14 protein-coding genes, 1 tRNA gene and 1 pseudogene are annotated in these 15669 nt (G+C 63.4%); 6 read left to right on the forward strand and 10 right to left on the reverse strand.

Annotation, left to right across the window (positions count from 1 at the left end):
* Positions 1-114: 114 nt before the first annotated feature.
* Positions 115-429 carry a hypothetical protein gene (locus JG746_RS03295; protein WP_202356871.1) on the reverse strand — a complete coding sequence of 105 codons (315 nt, stop codon included), beginning with the start codon at positions 427-429 and terminating at the stop codon, positions 115-117.
* Between the two features lie 177 nt (positions 430-606).
* On the opposite strand from JG746_RS03295, the gene JG746_RS03300 reads away from it, so the two are divergent.
* Genes JG746_RS03300 through JG746_RS03310 form a run of 3 tightly spaced genes read left to right on the forward strand, consistent with a single transcriptional unit; the run spans position 607 to position 3744 of the window.
* A complete protein-coding gene (locus tag JG746_RS03300; RefSeq protein WP_202356872.1) occupies positions 607-912 on the forward strand; it encodes a hypothetical protein in 306 nt (101 codons plus the stop codon).
* Entirely contained in the window at positions 905-2200 is a 1296-nt protein-coding gene (locus JG746_RS03305) for an HlyD family secretion protein (RefSeq protein WP_202356873.1), read from the forward strand. The genes JG746_RS03300 and JG746_RS03305 overlap by 8 nt, the downstream gene beginning before the upstream one ends.
* Complete coding sequence (locus tag JG746_RS03310) at positions 2197-3744, forward strand: DHA2 family efflux MFS transporter permease subunit (RefSeq protein ID WP_202356874.1); 1548 nt, start codon at positions 2197-2199, stop codon at positions 3742-3744. The genes JG746_RS03305 and JG746_RS03310 overlap by 4 nt, the downstream gene beginning before the upstream one ends.
* 206 nt (positions 3745-3950) lie before the next feature.
* Here JG746_RS03310 and JG746_RS03315 read toward each other — a convergent pair whose 3' ends face one another.
* The 4 genes from JG746_RS03315 to rpmH form a co-directional block, all read right to left on the reverse strand.
* Complete coding sequence (locus JG746_RS03315) at positions 3951-4511, reverse strand: fasciclin domain-containing protein (RefSeq protein WP_202356875.1); 561 nt, start codon at positions 4509-4511, stop codon at positions 3951-3953.
* 166 nt (positions 4512-4677) lie between these two features.
* Positions 4678-6489 carry a membrane protein insertase YidC gene (yidC, locus tag JG746_RS03320; protein WP_202356876.1) on the reverse strand — a complete coding sequence of 604 codons (1812 nt, stop codon included), beginning with the start codon at positions 6487-6489 and terminating at the stop codon, positions 4678-4680.
* 14 nt (positions 6490-6503) lie between these two features.
* Positions 6504-6857: a ribonuclease P protein component gene (rnpA, locus tag JG746_RS03325; protein ID WP_027040889.1), complete on the reverse strand. Its 354-nt coding sequence runs from the start codon at positions 6855-6857 to the stop codon at positions 6504-6506.
* 14 nt (positions 6858-6871) lie between these two features.
* A complete protein-coding gene (gene rpmH / locus JG746_RS03330) occupies positions 6872-7006 on the reverse strand; it encodes a 50S ribosomal protein L34 (protein WP_008833937.1) in 135 nt (44 codons plus the stop codon).
* A 280-nt stretch (positions 7007-7286) separates the two neighbouring features.
* On the opposite strand from rpmH, the gene JG746_RS03335 reads away from it, so the two are divergent.
* The 3 genes from JG746_RS03335 (at position 7287) to JG746_RS03345 (ending at position 9963) form a co-directional block, all read left to right on the forward strand.
* On the forward strand, positions 7287-8774 hold the full coding sequence (locus JG746_RS03335) for an ATP-binding protein (protein ID WP_202356877.1): 1488 nt from the start codon (positions 7287-7289) through the stop codon (positions 8772-8774).
* 277 nt (positions 8775-9051) lie between these two features.
* Positions 9052-9128, forward strand: a tRNA-Arg gene (locus JG746_RS03340).
* Positions 9129-9204: 76 nt separating this feature from the next.
* On the forward strand, positions 9205-9963 hold the full coding sequence (locus tag JG746_RS03345; RefSeq protein WP_202356878.1) for an SDR family NAD(P)-dependent oxidoreductase: 759 nt from the start codon (positions 9205-9207) through the stop codon (positions 9961-9963).
* 73 nt (positions 9964-10036) lie between these two features.
* Here the strand turns inward: JG746_RS03345 and JG746_RS03350 are convergent, their stop codons facing one another.
* The 5 genes and pseudogenes from JG746_RS03350 to JG746_RS03370 form a co-directional block, all read right to left on the reverse strand.
* Complete coding sequence (locus tag JG746_RS03350; protein WP_202356879.1) at positions 10037-10666, reverse strand: methyltransferase family protein; 630 nt, start codon at positions 10664-10666, stop codon at positions 10037-10039.
* Between the two features lie 102 nt (positions 10667-10768).
* Complete coding sequence (locus JG746_RS03355; protein ID WP_202356880.1) at positions 10769-12058, reverse strand: HAMP domain-containing sensor histidine kinase; 1290 nt, start codon at positions 12056-12058, stop codon at positions 10769-10771.
* A gap of 1 nt (position 12059) precedes the next feature.
* A complete protein-coding gene (locus JG746_RS03360; RefSeq protein ID WP_202356881.1) occupies positions 12060-12746 on the reverse strand; it encodes a response regulator in 687 nt (228 codons plus the stop codon).
* Positions 12747-12986: 240 nt separating this feature from the next.
* Positions 12987-14839: pseudogene (locus tag JG746_RS03365) on the reverse strand (ABC transporter ATP-binding protein).
* Between the two features lie 263 nt (positions 14840-15102).
* On the reverse strand, positions 15103-15633 hold the full coding sequence (locus JG746_RS03370) for a dihydrofolate reductase family protein (protein ID WP_202356882.1): 531 nt from the start codon (positions 15631-15633) through the stop codon (positions 15103-15105).
* Positions 15634-15669 lie beyond the last annotated feature (36 nt).

Raw genomic sequence — 15669 nt, forward strand, 5'->3', positions numbered from 1 at the left:
TCCAGGAAATTGGCAGACAAGCGCATCCCGCTACCGGAGGCGCCTGGTCAAAATAACGTGATCCGCCCTATAGCACCAATCGGCCGGGGAGCGAGTCTTGCGTGACGAACAGGCTCATTTGTTGCCGCGGCAGATCACGATCGGATTGGACAGCGCGCTGTCGAAACCGCTGCCCTGGTAGACGGTGACATTCGAGGCGCCGGGCGGCAACAGGAACGTGCCTTCGACGACTTTCTGATCGCCCGCCATCGTGTGGAGAGCCCAGCTAAACGTGCAGAATTGCGGCGGTGCCGCAGGTTCGACGTGGCTGCAGTTAAGCTGCGCGCCCCCCAGCATGGCCGCACCGCCGCAGCTCACCGCTTGCTTTGCCACCGCGATGCCTGGCCACCCGGCGAGAGCCGTCACGGCTGCGATCCTGATCCAGTTCATCGTCGAAATCCTTGCCGGAAAATTCGCGCCGCCGGGGCGCCTCTTCCGTGTCGTGGCCCATGCGATTTTTGGTCAGCGCGGCTTAGTCCGTCTTGCGCGCGCCGTCCAGCAGGATTATGTGCATGATGATAATAAGCATGCTCACGAAAACTTGTCCATCGATCCCGACCTGCTCCCATGTCCTCCTCGCCCCCTATCAGCTTCGTGCTGCACGACGTCGCGCGCCTGCTTCGAAAGCGGTTCGAGCAGCGTTCGCGAACATCGGGGCTGAGCCGAGCCCAATCGGCCTGGCTGCCTCACCTGAGCTCGCAGGCCCGCCCGCCGCTCGAGATCATGCCCGGCAATGGCCAGAGAACACGAGGCGAGGCCTTCGCCGGCCGTTCGCCTGAAACACGGCAGCATCCGCTGCAAACCTTGATCAAATCCAATCTGCTCGCGGCCTGCACACAGCCAGCCGTCGACCGGGAGAAAGTCCATGGCTGATTCAGCATCCCCCAAGAAACCCGCCGAAGACGCCCCTGCCACGGGTCGCGCTGGCGACCAGATCATCCGGCTGGACAGCGAGCGCGAACAGAGGCGCGCCAATGCCGCCATCGACACTGGCGAGTTGGAAGCCCCGGTCGCGCCGCAGCCCGCGGCACTCGAGGCGCCGGCCAAGGAGCCGCAGCCGGCCCCTATCGCCGTTGCTCCTCCCGCTCCTGCCCCGGTCAAGCCGAAGCGCAGCCTCAAACGGCCGGTGCTGTTTGCGCTGCTTCCCATCGCGCTGGCCGTCGGCGGCTACTACTACGTCACCGGCGGGCAGGTGATGACGACCGACAATGCCTACATCCAGGCGCAGTCGCTCGGCGTGTCCACCGACGTCTCCGGCACCGTGCAGGAGATCGACGTGCGCGAGAACCAGGCGGTGAAGAAGGGCGACGTGCTGTTCCGCCTGCGGCCGGCCTCCTTCGAAACCGCTCTCGCCGCCGCTCAGGCTCAGCTCGGGACCGTGCGCAACCAGGTGCTGACCCTGCAGGCGAGCTACCAGCAGTCGCTGGCGCAGATCGAACAGGCCGAGGCCGACATTCCCTATTACGAGGCCGCCTTCCAGCGGCAGCAGGACCTGCTCAAGACCTCCACCGCCTCCAAGGCATCTTTCGACAGCGCCCAGCACGACCTCGTCGCGGCGCGCCAGAAAGTGGACGTCGCCAAGGCGCAGGCGCAGGCCACGCTTGCCCAGCTGGGCGGCGACGCCGACCAGCCCGTGGAGAAGAACCCGTTCTACCTGCAGGCCCGGTCGGGCGTCGACGACGCGCAGCGTAACCTTGCCGATTCCGTGGTCAAGGCGCCGTTCGACGGCGTCGTCACCAATGTCGACGCGCTTCAGGTCGGCAAATATCTGCCGGCTTCGCAGCCGGCCTTCAGCCTGGTGTCGTCGACCGATCTGTGGATCGAGGCGGAACCGAAGGAAACCGAGCTGACCTATGTGCGGCCGGGACAGACGGCGACGATCAGCGTCGACACCTATCCGGGTGCCGTCTGGCACGGCACGGTTGCCTCGATCAGCCCGGCCTCGTCGTCGAGCTTCTCGCTGCTGCCGGCGCAGAACACCACCGGCAACTGGGTCAAGGTCGTGCAGCGCATCCCGATGCGCGTGACGGTCGACGATGCCAAGGGCATGCCGCCGCTGCGCGGCGGCATGAGCGTCGTGGTCGACGTCGAGACCGGCCATACGCGCGGCCTGCCGGACTTCATCACCAACCTCATCGACCGGTTCGGACAAAAATCATGACCAGCGCGGCCGCGGCAGGTGCCACACCGGTGGTCGCCAATCGCGGCGCCATCACGGCCTGCGTCATCCTGGCCGTCATCATGCAGGCGCTGGACACGACGATCGCCAATGTGGCGCTGCCCTACATACAGGGCAGCGTTTCGGCCAGCGCCGACCAGATCAACTGGGTGCTGACCTCCTACATCGTCGCGGCGGCGGTGATGACGCCGCCCTCGGGCTATCTTGCCAACCGTTTCGGCCGCAAGCGTATCCTGTTGACCTCGATCACCGGCTTCGTCGTCGCCTCGGTGCTGTGCGGCTTCGCGCAGTCGCTGCCGCAGATCGTCGGCTTCCGCCTGCTGCAAGGCCTGTTCGGCGCGGCGCTGGTGCCGCTGTCGCAGTCGATCCTGCTCGACATCTACAGCGTGGAAGAGCGCGGCTCGGCAATGGCGCTGTTCGGCGTTTCGGTGATGGTCGGGCCGGTGCTCGGTCCGGTCATCGGCGGCTGGCTCACCGAGAATGTCTCCTGGCGCTGGGTGTTCTACATCAACGTACCGATCGGAGCGCTGGCTTTCGCCGGCGTGTCGCTGTTCGTCCTGGAAACCAAGCTCGACATCAAGGCAAGGCTGGACTGGCTGGGCTTCGGCATGCTCAGCATCACCATCGCGGCGCTGCAGATGTTTCTCGACCGCGGCGAGCAGCTCAACTGGTTCTCGTCGTCCGAGATCATCGTCGAGGCGCTGATCTGCGCGTCGGCCTTCTACATCTTCCTCGTCCACATCTTCACAGCCAAGAACACCTTCGTGAATCCGCGGCTGTTCCTGGACCGGAATTTCGCCGTCGGCATGATCTTCATCTTCATCATCGGCATCACCTATCTCGCCTCGCTGGCGCTGATGACGCCCTATCTGCAGACGCTGATGGGTTATCCGGTGGTGACGGCCGGCATCGTCATGGGCCCGCGCGGCCTCGGCACGATGGCGTGCATGTTCCTGGTCGGCAGGCTGATCGGCAAGGTGGATACGCGATGGCTGCTGTTGATCGGCCTCGCGATCACCGCGTGGGCGATGTACGACATGACCGGCTGGACCCCCGACGTCTCGCAATGGACCATCATCAGCACCGGCTTCATCCAGGGCGCGGGGCTCGGCTTCCTGTTCGTGCCGCTGACCACCATCACCTTCGCCACGCTGGCGCCCGAGCGGCGCGCGGAGGGCACCGGTCTCTACAATCTGTCGCGCAACATCGGCTCCAGCGTCGGCATCTCGGTGGTCACCGCGCTCCTGACGCAGAATGTGCAGATCAACCATGCCAATATCGCCGCCTATGTGACGCCCCTCAACCAGGCGTTCGGCAACCCGGCGATCGCGCAGGCGATGAACCCCTACACCGCGGCCGGCCGCGCGGCACTTGATGGCGTGGTGACGCTGCAGGCGACTGTCATCAGCTACATGGACGATTTCAAGCTGATGATGATCCTGTCGCTGGCCGCCATCCCGCTGGTGCTTCTGCTGCGCAAGCCAGGCACGCCGGCCAAGGTCGACCACAGCGCCGTGATGGAATGAAGGCCGGAAGCGGTCGAGGTTGGACCGCTGAACCCCACCCGCCTTTACGATACGCAAAATGAAACCGGGGCCCTGTGAGGGACTTACAGGACCCCGGCCTCGCCGAAAACGACTTCCCCAAGAAATATGGCACCTCGTCATGAGGCGGGGATGGCAGACCGAGAAAGCCCCAACCGGCTGCCACTGCCCCCTTTCGCCGGAAGTCGTTACTTCGGCAACAGCACCTTGTTGACGACATGGATGACGCCGTTCGACTGGTTGACGTCGGCGATGGTCACCTTCGCCTCGCCGCCGGCCTCGTCCATGATGTAGAGCTTGCCCTTCTTGACCTCGGCGGTGAGCGTGTCGCCAGAGACGGTCTTCATCTCGTATTTGCCACCCATAGCCTTGGCCTTCTTCATCATCTCGGCGCCTGAAATCTTGCCGGCCACGACATGCGCGGTCAGCACCTTGGTGAGCTTGTCCTTGTTCTCGGGCTTGAGCAGCGTGTCGACAGTGCCGGCCGGCAGTGCCGCGAAGGCCTCGTTTGTCGGCGCGAAAACGGTGAACGGACCGGCGCCCTGCAGCGTGTCGACCAGGCCGGCGGCCTTGACGGCGGCGACCAGCGTCGTGTGATCCTTCGAATTGACGGCGTTCTCGACGATGTTCTTGGTGGTGTACATCGGCGCGCCGCCGACATTGGGGTTCTTGGCATAGGCAGGGGCGGCAATCGCCACGCCGGCGACGAGGGCGGAAATGGCGATGGTCCTGAATGACGGCAAGCGCATGTGGTCTTCCTCCGGGTGAGGGCTGATCGGAATTGATAGCCTTTGGAAACGCACAAACAGTCACGCCGCGGACGGCGCGCTAGTTTCGCCGATCACGGGAACGTGAACGACTATCCGCCCAAAGAAAAAACCCGGACGAACCGGGCTTTTTCGCGAAGAGAGAGTTCTATTCCGCCGGTGACGGTTTCTTTTTGAACAGGGCCACCAGATTGTCCCACAGCTCGATCTTGGCGCCCTGGCGCTTCATGATCACGCCCTGCTGCAGGATCGACAGCGTGTTGTTCCAGGCCCAGTAGATGACCAGGCCGGCCGGGAAGCCCGCCATCATGAAGGTGAAGATAACAGGCATCCAGGTGAAGATCGCGGCCTGCGTCGGATCCGGCGGCGTCGGGTTCATGCGCATCTGCAGGAACATGGTGACGCCCATGATCAGCGGCCATACGCCAATCATCAGCATGTGCGGCAGCGTGATCGGAACCAGGCCGAACAGGTTGAAGATCGAGGTCGGATCGGGCGCGGCCAGATCCTGGATCCAGCCGAAGAACGGCGCGTGGCGCATCTCGATGGTGATGTAGAGCACCTTGTAGAGCGAGAAGAAGACCGGGATCTGCAGCGCCACCGGCCAGCAGCCGGCGAGCGGATTGATCTTCTCGGTCTTGTACAGCTCCATCATCGCCTGCTGCTGCTTCATCTTGTCGTCCGCGTATTTCTCGCGGATCTCCAGCATCTTGGGCTGCACCTTCTTCATGTTCGCCATCGACGCGTAGGACTTGTTGGCGAGCGGGAAGAAGATGGCCTTGACGATGACGGTGGTGGCGAGGATCGCCAGACCGAAATTGCCGAAGAATTTGTAGAGCGTGTCGATCAGCCAGAACATCGGCTTGGTGATGAAATAGAAATACCCCCAGTCGATCACCAGGTTGAACTGGCGAATATGACGGTCCGCCTCGTAGGCGTTGATCTTGGCGACTTCCTTGGCGCCGGCGAAGATCTCTGTCTCGACCGTCGCGGACTGGCCGGCCTCGACATTGATCGCATCGGTGAGGAAGTCCGACTGGTAGCGGTGTCGGCCATCCTCGAAGAAGGCGTAGCGCGGCTGGAAAGGCTGCTTCTCGGTCGGCACGAGCGTGACGGCCCAGTATTTGTCGGTGATGCCGAGCCAGCCATCGGTCGACTTGCCCGGCGTGACCTGCTTCTCGGATTCGATCTTGGCGTATTTGTATTCGGCCAGGCCCTCGGTGCCGGTAACGCCGATCAGGCCCTCATGCAGCACATAGGTGCTGGCGACGGCCGGCTTGTCGTAGCGCGTGACGCGGCCGTAGTTGAACAGCGAAACCGCGCTGGAACCGGCATTCTGCACCGTGTCCGTGACCGTGAACATGTAGTTGGCGTCGACGGAGAAGACGCGCTTGAAGGTCAGGCCCTTGTCGTTGGTGTAGGTGAGCGTCACCGGCGTCGACGGGGTCAGCGTCGGATTGCCCTCGACATTCCACACCGTTTCGGCACCCGGCACCGTGCCGGTCTTGTCGTTGCCGACGAAGCCGATCTCGGCGAAATAGCCGGTGGGCAAGGACTGCGGGTTGAGCAGTTCGATCTCGGGCGAATTCTTGTCGACGGTCTCGGTGTAGTGCTTGAGTTTGAGGTCGTCGAGGCGCGCGCCGGTCAGGTTGATCGAACCTTCGAGGCTCGGCGTGTCGATCTTGACGCGCTTGGAAGCGGCAAGCGCCTGGTCGCGGCTGGCCGCGGTGACGGTGTCAGCGCCAGGCGCGTTGGGAATGGTGCCCGGTGCCGGAGCGGGTGTCCCAGCTCCCGGATTGGCGGCCTCTGCCGCCTTCTTCTGCTCTTCCACCCGCTGCTGCTCGATCTTGGCGGCCTCGCGCTGCTGCTCGACGCGCGGGTTCATGTAGAAAACCTGCCACAAAGTCAGGATCAGCACCGACAGCGCGATGGTGATGAAGAAGTTCCGGTTGTTTTCCATCGAGTGCCCTTGGCCTATCGTGTTCCGCGAAGTCGGCGGGAGAGTTCGGCCTTCAACTGGCCGAAGGGGGCGCGCAGCGCATCATCGCGCCCGACGATGACATAGTCATTGCCGGGCACCATGTCATCTGCGGCATGGACGCGGACGGCTTCTTTCAGCCGCCGCCTGACGCGGTTGCGCACAACAGCGTTGCCGACCTTCTTGGTGACGGTGTAGCCGACACGCGGCACCCCGCCATCGCCGCGGTCGAGGACCTCGACGAGGAAAAACCGTCCGCGTCGCTTTTCACCACGACGGACGGCCAGGAATTCCGCGCGTTTCAGAAGCCGCTTGGGATTTTGCCCCACTGGCTTGCCGGTTGCGGGCAACGATATCGTCTCGCTTAGGCGCTTAGCCGCTTGCGGCCGCGGTTGCGGCGAGCTGCGACGACGCCACGACCACCCTTGGTGGCCATGCGGGCACGGAAACCGTGCCGGCGTTTGCGGACGAGTTTGGACGGTTGGTAGGTACGCTTCATTTGTTTTAATACCGCGGGGTGCGGCCCTTCTTGATTCTGTCACTTTGTAACAGGAGCTTTGCCGGGCCGGCTTTGGCGCGATCGAAACCGCGCCGGGACGAATGGCCCGAGCGTGAGCGGGCTTATAGAAAGAAGGGTTTTGGAAGTCAATCCGGGGTCGTCGCGCCGCGGACGCAGGTTTTATGACGGTAATTTAATGTTCCGGCCAAAGGATGAAATTGGCAAAAATGCCGTAATCGCCTAATCTTGGCTGATCAAGTGATTGTGAAGACAGGGTCGCATGAGCGAAGCCAGCCAAGCGGGGGAAGGGATCGGACCGGCGCCAGCCGCCGTCCGCACGGTACCCTTGTCGCGCGGCCTGTCGACGAAATTGCTGCTGCTCACCATCGTTTTCGTGCTTCTGGCCGAAGTGCTCATCTTCCTGCCCTGGATCGCCAGCTACCGGCTGAGCTGGCTCAAGGAGCGGCTGAGCACGGCCGCGGCCGTGTCGATCGTGCTGGTGCAGGGCGAGCCGACCTCGCTGTCGCGCACGGCCCAGAACGACGTGCTGATGGCGATCGGCGCCAAGGCGATCGCGGTGCGCGATGGCGGCGTCTCCCGGCTTCTGGTGGTGGCGGACATGCCGCCGCAAGTCGACGAGCATATCGACCTTGCCAGCGTCGGTATGATCAAGGGCATGACCGGCGCGCTCGACACGCTGTTCTTCGGCGGCGACCGGATGCTGCGCGTTTTCGGACCGGTCGGCGACAGCGACAAGGAGTTCGAGCTGATCATGCCGGACTACTCGCTGCGCAAGGCCATGCTCATCTATTCGCGCAACGTTGCCTTCGTCTCGCTGCTGATCTCGCTGTTCACCGCCATGCTGGTCTATGCCGCGATCGACCTGATCATGATCGGGCCGATCCGCACCATGACGCGCTCGATGCTGTCCTTCTCCGAAGCGCCCGACGACCCTGGGCGCATCATCCATCCCGCCGCCCGGTCCGACGAGATCGGTGTTGCCGAACGCGAACTGTCGCAGATGCAGGAGCGGCTGCAAAAGATGCTTTCGGAGCAGAAACACCTTGCCGATCTCGGCCTGGCGGTCTCGAAGATCAACCATGACATGCGCAACATCCTGGCCTCGGCGCAGCTGATGTCGGACCGTTTGCGCCAGGTCAGGGACCCGACCGTGCAGGCCTTCGCTCCCAAGCTGTTGCGCGCGCTCGACCGTGCCGTCTCCTATTCGGAAGGCGTGCTTCACTATGGCCGCACGCAGGAGCCGCCGCCTTCTCGCCGCCGGGTGCGGCTGCGCCAGCTGGTCGAGGACGTGCACGGGCTGCTCGACATCGAGGAAGGCATTGAGTTCATCAATGCCGTCGAGACGGCTTTCGAAGTGGACGCCGATTCCGACCAGCTGTTTAGGGTGCTCACCAATCTGTGCCGCAACTCGGTGCAGGCGATGGCGGCCGACACCGAGAGCGCCGTGGTGCGGCGGCTGGCGGTCTCGGCCGAGCGCATGGGCAGCGTTAGCCGCATCGCCGTCACCGATACCGGCCCAGGCCTGCCGCCGAAGGCGCGCGAAAACCTGTTCGCGGCATTCCGCGGCTCGGCGCGCAGCGGCGGCACCGGCCTTGGCCTGGCCATCGCGCATGAACTGATCCGGGCGCATGGCGGCTCGGTGGAACTGGTCGAGTCGATTGGCGGGCGCACCACTTTCGCCGTCACCATCCCCGACCAGCCGGTGCGGCTCGACCAGGCCCGTGGCAGCCTGCGCCGCCCGGCGTGACGGCCTCGGCGCTGTTTTCTCAAGGCGCCCTTGCCCTGCGACCTGACGCGTTCGGCGACGTTCGCTGAGATTTTCCCCACTCGGCCTGAAATCAGACCGCCTCCCCGACAGCTTCAAAGCCTTGGGATTAGGGCCGTCATCACCGGATCACACGCCTGCGACAAAACTTTTGCCGGATCGGCTTGCTTTTCGCAAATTCAGTCGTTAGGGAACTGCACACATTCGCGGCCGGTCCTTGGGATCGGATCGCGGGGCCGTTGAAAACATGGCCTGATGCGCGCCCGTAGCTCAGCTGGATAGAGCACCAGACTACGAATCTGGGGGTCAGGAGTTCGAATCTCTTCGGGCGCGCCATTTCACTCCTATATGGTTCGGTGATTGCGCTGTCCGACCTTTGCGCGACGGGCGGAACCAGCGGGGCTGATTGACCATGACCTCCACCCCCATCAAGCGTGCGCTGATCACCGGCGCCGGAGCCGCCGACGGCATCGGCTTTGCCATCGCCCGCCAACTTGGCCAGGCCGGCCATGCGGTGTTCCTCACCGGCGCCAGCGCGCGTGTGCTTGACCGCGCCGCCGCGCTTCGTGCCGAAGGCATCGATGCCAGCGCCGTGGTCGCCGATCTCACCAAGGCCGCCGATGTCGCGCGGCTGCGGGCCGAGTTCGGCGCGGTCGACATACTGGTCAACAATGCCGGCATGGGCTCGCTGGCATCACCCTCGGTCGACAAGGCGTTTCTCGCCATGACCGAGGCCGATTGGGACCGAGGCATCGAGGTCAGCCTGAAGACGGCGTTTCTGGTCACCCATGCATTCCTGCCGGCAATGATCGAAGCTGGCTATGGGCGCATTATCAATGTGGCGTCGGTCACCGGTCCGCTGGTGTCCTTCGTCGGCACATCAGCCTATTCCGCCGCCAAGGCCGGCATGGTCGGCCTGACGCGCACGCTGGCGCTCGAAGTTGCCAGCAACGGCGTGACGGTCAATGCCGTGGCGCCCGGCTGGATCGAAACGGGCTCGTCGAGCGAGATGGAGCTGACAGCCGCCCTGCACACGCCGCCGGGGCGGGCTGGCCGGCCCGACGAAGTGGCAGCGGCGGTGGTGTTCCTGGCCTCGGCCGGCGCCAGCTATGTCAACGGCTCCCTTTTGGTCGTCGATGGCGGCAACAGCCTCCAGGAGCTCAAGGGCTGAGGCCCTGTCGGCCTGGTGTGCTTGCGCAGGCAGGCGCGACGAAACGGCTTCAACGGGCGGCGGGCAGAAGCTGTCAAAAAAGGTGCAATATCGGCTTAAGGAGCCCTGCAAGTCGCAATGTCTCGATCAGTTCGGACCCGGGGATTGCCAGGAGAAAGCAGGAACTGTCGATGGCAGTACGCTTCAGCGCGGCCGGGTTGAACGTCATGGGCGACTGCTGTGCGGCGTCGCCGGCGCTTCGTCTCAGGCGAGGGAAGAAGGCGGGAACCTCGCGGCAATATTCCCGGTAGGAATCGCCGAAAAGCCCGTCCAGAGCAGTCGATTCGCGGGCCGAGACATAGGCGAAGACCAGATACCCAAACGAAAAGTAGAGAGCCGCGATCGCGAGCGACCCAAACGTCAGGCCGATGCCGGCAAGCCCGAGGGAAGAAAAGAAGTACAACGGATTGCGGGTGTATTTGTAAGGGCCGTCCGTGATGAGGTCCCGATTCTTGTGTCCGCCTATATAGAGGGATGCCCAGCACCGCCCGGCGATGCATAGGATGATAAAAGCGGACCCCACAAATTCTATCGCCTGGCGAGGACGGGCCTCCGGCGGCCAAGCGCTCTGCGACAACAGGATTGGCGTCAAAAGCAATGGGACGGCCAGCCAGAGGAACCGCATCCTCTTGCCCTGCTGGAACACCGCCGTGGTCACCGACATTGGTCACTCTCTCGCGTTTCAAGAACCGGGATCACGGTTCAGCTTTAGCGATGCCGGCGTTAATGGCCGTAAAGGCAGTGTAAAGTTGGGTAAAACTTGCGATCAGCCTCGATCGTTCGCCGCACTGTTCGTCACCGGCCTTCGGGGGATCTCCAGCATGATGGCCAAGCCGCCGGCGCCCGGCAGCGACGCGTATACCCGCCCGCCATGGCACTCGATGGCCTGTCTGGCGATCGCAAGGCCAAGACCGTACCCGCCTCTCGGCGCCGCGTCGTCGCCGCGGGAGAATGGCTGAAAGATTCGTTCGAGTTCGTCTCGCCTGACACCCGGCCCCTGATCCGCGACGCGCACCTTTAGGAGATGGCCTGTCGTCTCGCACCGCACGGTGACTTGCGAATGTTCGGCCGTGTATTTGACGGCATTGCGAATGACGTTTTCCAGCGCCCGGTAGATCAGTTCGCCTTCGACCTCGGCAAGGAAGCTGTCGTCGACATTGGTGGTGATCGAGACCTCGCGGGCCTGGGCTTCGAACGCTGCGTCGCCCAGGATTTCGTTCAGGAGATCAATGACGTCCAGCGTCTGTGTCTTCAGCGGGAAACGGGAACCGGCGGTCAGCCTGGCGAGAGTGAGCACCTCACCGACCAGCGCATCGAGCCGCTCGACCTCCCGATCCATACGGTTCAGCATGATATCGAGTTTGCCCGGACTCTGCCGAAGGACACCGCCAACGGCCTGCAGACGCGACAGCGGGGAGCGCAGTTCGTGGGACACGTCGTGGAAAAGTCGCTGCTGCGCATCCTGCAGATCCTGCAACCGCGCGGCGCTGGCATCGAAATCGTGCGCGAGTGCGGAGACCTCGTCCTTCCGGCCTGCCATCTTGTGCCCGATGCGGACGTCGAAACGGCCGTGGGCGAGCGCGCTCAGGCCGTCGCGAAGGTGCACGACAGGACGGATGAGATAGCGGGCGAGCACGGCCGCCGATATCGCGCTCGAAATCAGAATACCGAACCCCGGTACGAACGGGCCAAGCTTGTCGAGAATGACATTGCCTTGCCGAGGCGCTGAGAGCCGGTAGCAAATTCCGTCCTTCAGGACGGTTCTCGTCCCCGCCATGCTCCTATCGGCGCATGAGCCGGACCCCGCGATCTCAGAGATCGTGAGGCCGATCGGCACCGTGTCCTCGCTCGCCCGGGCAAGGCGCCGGGCGGCATCTTCGCCCTCCTTAACGAGGAGGTTTGCAGTCAGGTCGAGGACGACTTCCCGTTTCTGACGTTCCAGTTTCGAAGCGGAAGGAAGCGTCTCGAAGACGTTGAGCGTCGCGAGTATGATCGCGACGGACCCGGCAAGCGTCAGCCAGGTTATCACGAAGAACTTCCTGAACAGTCGGGGCATGTCAGTCCAAAAGAAGTTGATAGCCCTGGCCGCGGACAGACTTTATCCGCGACTGTCCATCTTCCCTGAGGCCGAGCTTCTGACGCACGCTGCTGATATGGACGTCGATGCGGCGATCGAACGGGGTCAGCGGCTTTCCAAAAGCCCGTTTCGAGATGTCTTGCTTCGATACCAGCTGGCCGGCATTGCGGGCGAGAACTTCGAGCAGGCTGAACTCCGTGCCGGTCAGTTCGAGCGGCCGTCCGTTCCATTCGGCGGTTCTGTTGCCTGGATGAACCACCAGCCGCCCGGCTCTCAGCGTTTCGGGGACCGCGCCGACCGCAGGCTGGCTCGCACGACGAAGGATGGCGCGCACCCTCGCGGCGAGTTCTCCCGGCGAACAGGGTTTCGTCACATAATCGTCGGCGCCGAGGTTCAAGCCGGATATCCGGTCGATGTCATCGCCCCTCGCCGTCAGCATCAGCACGGGAACCTGGCTCAGCTTCCTGATCCGTTGCAGGATCTCGATCCCGTTCATTCGGGGCATCATGATATCGAGCACGATCAGGTCCGCCGCGCTGCGCGCGGCGGCGGCAATCGCCGTGCCACCGTCCGTGCCTGTCGCCACGTCGTAGCCTTCTTCGACCAGGTATTCCTGCAGCAGCGTCGTCAACTCGACATCGTCGTCGATGAGGAGGACCTTGTTCATCGCACTCCGTCCGTCATTCATGCCGGCCACCCATAAGGCACAAACGCGCGCGGGCGGCGCAATTTTACCCAGCTTAACACAACTTGACCGCGCTTAAGGTTCACCCGGTCCGGCCGGCCGCAGAGTGCAGGCGCAGGACGGTGCGTCCAGGGCGGCCCTCGGCAATGGCGGATATTGCGATTGCCGAGATCGGCACTGCCTTCGAGGCCAGCGCACGCGGAAAATCGGGGCGTTTCCAGGCTAGCTGATCTCTTCGGGGAGAAAGCCACCTGTCTGGCGCCTCCACAGCCGTGCAAACAGGCCGTCCTGCTTGACCAGTTCGTCGGGCTTGCCTTCTTCGACGATACGGCCCTGCCCGAGCACGACGATCCGGTCCATCATGGCAATCGTCGAGAGGCGATGTGCGATGGCGATCACCGTCTTTCCCTCCATCACCAGGTTAAGCCGCTCCTGGATGGAAGCCTCGGACTCGCTGTCGAGGGCCGAGGTTGCCTCGTCGAGCACCAGGATCGGCGCGTTCTTCAACAACACGCGGGCGATGGCGACGCGCTGGCGCTGGCCGCCCGACAGCTTGATGCCGCGGTCACCGACGAAGGCTTCATAGCCCTTGCGGCCTTCGGCATCCGACAGATCGGCGATGAAGGTATCGGCGGCGGCCATCCTCGCCACCTCTTCGATCTCCCGTTCGCCCGCCTCCGGCCGGCCATAGCGGATGTTGTCGCCGACCGAACGATGCAGCAGCGCGACATCCTGCGCGATCACGCCGATGGCGCGCCGAAGGCTTGCCTGGCTGACGGCGCGGATATCCTGCCCGTCGATCAGGATCGCGCCCTCCCTGATTTCGTAGAAGCGCATGAGCAGGTTCGCGAGCGTGGTCTTGCCCGCACCCGAGAGGCCGACGAGGCCGATCTTCTCGCCGGGGCGCACCCTCAGCGACAGATCCTCGATGACCGGCTTTCCGGCCTTGTAGGCGAAGCGCACGTTTTCGAAACGGATCTCTCCGGCCTCGACCTTGAGATCGGTCGCATCCGGCCGGTCGGTGATGGTGGGCGGGGTCGTCATGACTGGCATGGCGTCCTTGATCGTGCCGATCGCCTGGAAGATCTGCTGGCCCATCTGCAGGAACGTGAATATCTGTGTCGACAGGCGCTGGAGGATGTAGACGGCGCCGACAAACTGGCCAATGGAGAGAAACCCATTGACGAGACCGGAAAATCCGATCGAAAGCATGGTCAGCCACAGCACCATATTGAGGACGACGACGGTCAGTTCCGAGCTGCGATAGATGCGCTGTTCGCTGTGTTGCGTCTGCACGGCCTTCTGGATCACGCGACGGATGGAGCCCGCCTCGCTGTCCTCGGCGGCGAACTGCTTGATCATCTGCATGTTGGCGTAGAGATCGGTGATGGCGCCGGCTACCATGCTGCGCTGCTTGGCGGTGCGGCGTGCGCGTTCGGCAAAGGTGGGAACGACCCTGACGGTGAATGCCACATTGAGCGCGATCCAGACGGCGACCGGCAAGGCAAGCTGCCAGGACAATGCGCTGAGCAGGATCACCGAGCCGACCAGCTGCAGCAGGAAGCGCGGAATGGACTGGAAGGCGGCAATGATCTGCTGCTGGACGGCGGAGGCCACCTGCTGCAGGCGCGAGGCGACCTGACCGGCATAGAGATCATGGAAAAAGGCCAGATCCTGCCGCTCCACCGCCTTGTGGCCCTGCCACTGGATGGCGGCCGGCATGCCGACGCCAAGCGTATGCGAGGTCAGCGTGTTGAGCAGGAACGAGACGACCGGCATGGCCGGAAAGATCAGCAGGCCGAGGAAAGTCAAAAGCGGCCATTCGTTGCGCAGGAAGGTGGAAGCGCCCTGTTGCGTGACGCCATCGACGATGACCGACAGCCCCCAGACGATCGTCAGATTGATGGCTTCCATCGCCATGGAGGAAAGCGCCAGCGCAATCAGCACGCCGCGAAACATCGAAATGAAGTGCAAAAGGACAGCTACGGGCCCTTGGCGGGCAGCGGCCGGTAGGGAATGTCCAGCGGCCGGATCAGATTCTCGAATGGACGGTAGATCGCATCTGAAATCGACATGGGTGCGCTTGAGCTCTGAGTGGAATCGAGGGCGGGGAGACTCAACTGCCGCAATAGGATCACCTACCGGCCGCAACCTCAACTAGAACATCTCCGGCAAATGTCATGGAAAGGGCTGCTGCTTTTCAGCAGCGAGCGATCGGGCTCGCGGCAGCCCAGCGCCGCCATGCGCGATATCGTCCGGGTTCGCCGCCAAAGCGAAGCATCACCATCGCTTTGGCCCTGTCCAGACTTCAGCGGCGATTTCCGGCCGAGTCTGGAGATTATGCGGGAACGTAGGTCAACCGGACCACATCCTCGCCCATCCGATCGTTGGTCATGAGGCGCAGCCGTGGCCGGGGGCCGGCGAAATACGGCTTGCCGTGACCAAGCACGACGGGGTGGAGGTAGATCCGGTACTCGTCGATCAGGCCAAGTTCGGTGAGGCTTTGCGCGAGGTTCGGGCCGGCAATCTCGATCTCCCCCTCGCGCTCGGCCTTCAACGCCCGGATCGCGCCCTCAAGATCACCCTGAACAAGGCTGGCGTTGGGGCCAACCGCCTTCAACGAGCGCGAGACGACCCATTTCGGCTGGTTCCGCCACGCCGCCGCGAAGGCGCGTTCGTCGGCATTCCATTCGGGATGATCGTCATCCCAGTACCGCATGATTTCATACATCTGGCGCCCATAGACACTGCCCGCCTGCGTCTGAGCCTCCGCGATGAAGTGGCGGAAGAGCGTCGGTCCCGGCGCAAATGACGTATGGTCGACATAGCCGTCCAGGGACTGGTTCATTCCGAACACGAGCTTGGCCATACCTCTTCCTCCTCACCCGGCACGCGCGATCCTGAT

The organism is Mesorhizobium sp. 113-3-3 (genome assembly GCF_016756495.1).
Lineage (GTDB): Bacteria > Pseudomonadota > Alphaproteobacteria > Rhizobiales > Rhizobiaceae > Mesorhizobium.

Excerpts from the sequence above, each read along its gene's own strand:
- yidC (WP_202356876.1), bottom strand. The coding sequence starts at position 6,489 with ATGGAAAACAACCGGAACTTCTTCATCACCATCGCGCTGTCGGTGCTG.
- JG746_RS03360 (WP_202356881.1), bottom strand. The coding sequence starts at position 12,746 with ATGAACAAGGTCCTCCTCATCGACGACGATGTCGAGTTGACGACGCTG.
- JG746_RS03315 (WP_202356875.1), bottom strand. The coding sequence starts at position 4,511 with ATGCGCTTGCCGTCATTCAGGACCATCGCCATTTCCGCCCTCGTCGCC.
- JG746_RS03300 (WP_202356872.1), top strand. The coding sequence starts at position 607 with ATGTCCTCCTCGCCCCCTATCAGCTTCGTGCTGCACGACGTCGCGCGC.
- JG746_RS03355 (WP_202356880.1), bottom strand. The coding sequence starts at position 12,058 with ATGCCCCGACTGTTCAGGAAGTTCTTCGTGATAACCTGGCTGACGCTT.
- rpmH (WP_008833937.1), bottom strand. The coding sequence starts at position 7,006 with ATGAAGCGTACCTACCAACCGTCCAAACTCGTCCGCAAACGCCGGCAC.
- JG746_RS03335 (WP_202356877.1), top strand. The coding sequence starts at position 7,287 with ATGAGCGAAGCCAGCCAAGCGGGGGAAGGGATCGGACCGGCGCCAGCC.
- JG746_RS03370 (WP_202356882.1), bottom strand. The coding sequence starts at position 15,633 with ATGGCCAAGCTCGTGTTCGGAATGAACCAGTCCCTGGACGGCTATGTC.
- JG746_RS03350 (WP_202356879.1), bottom strand. The coding sequence starts at position 10,666 with ATGTCGGTGACCACGGCGGTGTTCCAGCAGGGCAAGAGGATGCGGTTC.
- JG746_RS03345 (WP_202356878.1), top strand. The coding sequence starts at position 9,205 with ATGACCTCCACCCCCATCAAGCGTGCGCTGATCACCGGCGCCGGAGCC.
- JG746_RS03295 (WP_202356871.1), bottom strand. The coding sequence starts at position 429 with ATGAACTGGATCAGGATCGCAGCCGTGACGGCTCTCGCCGGGTGGCCA.
- JG746_RS03310 (WP_202356874.1), top strand. The coding sequence starts at position 2,197 with ATGACCAGCGCGGCCGCGGCAGGTGCCACACCGGTGGTCGCCAATCGC.
- JG746_RS03305 (WP_202356873.1), top strand. The coding sequence starts at position 905 with ATGGCTGATTCAGCATCCCCCAAGAAACCCGCCGAAGACGCCCCTGCC.